The following is a 2,087-nucleotide window of genomic DNA, read 5'->3' as shown; positions in this document are numbered from 1 at the left end:
GGTGATTTTTTTGTATAACTTTCGTTGCCGCACCCGCATAGCGGGTGGTTTTATGATTCGCGACTACGTCGCGAACCAGTCTAAAGACAATAACAAAAAAGACTGCTCATTATGAGCAGTCTCAACATATTATTTTGTAATTTCCCGAACGAGGTGCGCCATTTCAGGAATGATGAGTTTACTCATAGCCAATGTCACAGCACCTACAGAACCAGGGACAGAGAACATCAATGTATTATTGTTCACTCCAGCCTCCGCACGAGAAGCCATCGCTTTTGTGCCGATATCTTCTGTGTAGGAAAGATATCTAAAGATTTCACCAAAGCCAGGAATATGCTTTTCATACAAGCTATTTACAGCCTCAATTGTGACATCGCGCATGGCAATACCGGTGCCACCAGTAGAGATGATTACATCGATAGATTCATCATTGCACCACGGAATCATAGCGTTTCTAATAGAATCATAATCATCAATAACAATTTTGCGTTCTGCCACAATATGATTCGCTTGCTCTAAAAACTCTTGAACCTTGTTGCCCCCTTTATCAGTTTCCAATGTACGAGTATCAGAAACAGTTAACACCGCAACACGTAATGGTCTTGCTACAACTTCGTAAGACATAATTCCTCCTAAAATAAAGGCAAAATAGATGCCAAGGTTGGCCATCCATTATCGCGTAATGTATCACGCAATGCCCAAGAATACTTAATAAATGGTGCGCAATGTAGGCGCAACCAGAAAGATAAATACGGTGTATCACCTTGGAATATAGCTAATCGATCTAAGGCATAGAGATTATCTCCAGGCTTAACTGTACCTGGTTGAACGGTGAAAGCCATCTTATAACCAGATTGCTTCGTAACATACTGAACGAGCATATCATTAAAACCACCTGGATAGGCTAAATAAACGATAGGCTCCCCTAGAATACCTTCCATAGAGGTTTTACCACCTAAGATTGCATCTGGCAACTCCGTTGGGTCCATATGGGTTAGTATCTTGTGATGATTTGTATGACCTTGAATATCAAAGCCTGCTGCCTCCATTTCTCGCATTTGCTCCGTACTAACGAAACCAGGCGTATTCGCTGCATCGCTAATCATAAACAATGTAGCCTTCATATCGTATTCCTTTAATATAGGCAAAGCATGTTTATAATTATCTACATAACCATCATCGAAGGTAATAACAATTGGCTTATCTGGTAATTCTGTACCATTTTGCAAATAATCGTATAGCTGATCTAATGTAATCGTGTTGTATCCATGATTATGGAGATATTCCATCTGCTCCTTAAATTGATCTACATGCAGTGTTAAAGCAGAGTGCTTTTCATCATTTATCTGGTGATAATTGAGTACCGGCACACCATATAATTTATAATGAGCAGACAGTCCCCACATAATCCCAATGGAAACAGCTAATATTGCAATACATGCAACAACGAAATATAAAAACTTTTTAATACAGCACTTGCCATATTTATACATATAAAATAATCACTCCCATCTACTTTCATACATAATGAGAATACCACAAGTATATCAGTATTATCAACAAAATCCCTCACAAGATTATCATAGAAGTCTATGAAATATCTTATTTTCATAAATTTAGAGTTAATCACATGATTTAAGGTTCGGTAACATTGGCACATTGTGCCGCGTTACCGTGTAGATTTATTTTACCTCCTACCACTAGACGCGGCTTCCTATCACACTCGCCCATGGCAACATATAATACAATAGTTTAATGTACAGCATACATTTTAGGGCTTCGTCGAAGGTGATGTGTGGGCCCCATACGTCGCTACGCTCCTCTGTGGCCTCACACCCTACCCTTCCCACGCCGTCTGTATTGATGAATACACATAGATATAACCTCTACAACCTTGGCTGGAGACGGCTCTAGTAGGTATGAAAGCTGTGCTCGTTAGAGCACAAAAATAGAGGGCCAACCCTTTAGGGTTGGCCCTCTATTTTATACTTAATCAGCGGCTTCCTATCCTCCCAGGCCGTCTCCAGCCAAGTACTTTCGGCGTTTATGAGCTTAACTACTGTGTTCGAGATGGGAACAGGTGGATC

The 2,087-nt window shown here is 40.3% G+C and carries 2 protein-coding genes and 1 rRNA gene; all 3 read right to left on the bottom strand.

From position 1 onward, the window contains the following. Positions 1–129: 129 nt before the first annotated feature. Positions 130–624, bottom strand: coding sequence for a MogA/MoaB family molybdenum cofactor biosynthesis protein (locus KH364_RS09405; RefSeq protein WP_009352619.1), 495 nt, complete (start codon positions 622–624; stop codon positions 130–132). Between the two features lie 8 nt (positions 625–632). After that, complete coding sequence (locus tag KH364_RS09400) at positions 633–1,493, bottom strand: polysaccharide deacetylase family protein (RefSeq protein WP_316056726.1); 861 nt, start codon at positions 1,491–1,493, stop codon at positions 633–635. Positions 1,494–1,991: 498 nt separating this feature from the next. Then, positions 1,992–2,087, bottom strand: a 5S ribosomal RNA gene (gene rrf, locus KH364_RS09395); the annotation flags it as partial.

Source organism: Veillonella sp. oral taxon 158, from assembly GCF_018376515.1.
GTDB classification, from domain to species: Bacteria; Bacillota; Negativicutes; order Veillonellales; family Veillonellaceae; genus Veillonella; species Veillonella rogosae.
The sequence above is the reverse complement of the archived record's forward strand: the minus strand, read 5'-3'. Positions and strand labels throughout refer to the sequence as shown.

Bases quoted from the DNA above. Each gene is read 5' to 3' on its own strand.
- KH364_RS09405 (WP_009352619.1), bottom strand. From the start codon at position 624: ATGTCTTACGAAGTTGTAGCAAGACCATTACGTGTTGCGGTGTTAACT.
- KH364_RS09400 (WP_316056726.1), bottom strand. From the start codon at position 1,493: ATGTATAAATATGGCAAGTGCTGTATTAAAAAGTTTTTATATTTCGTT.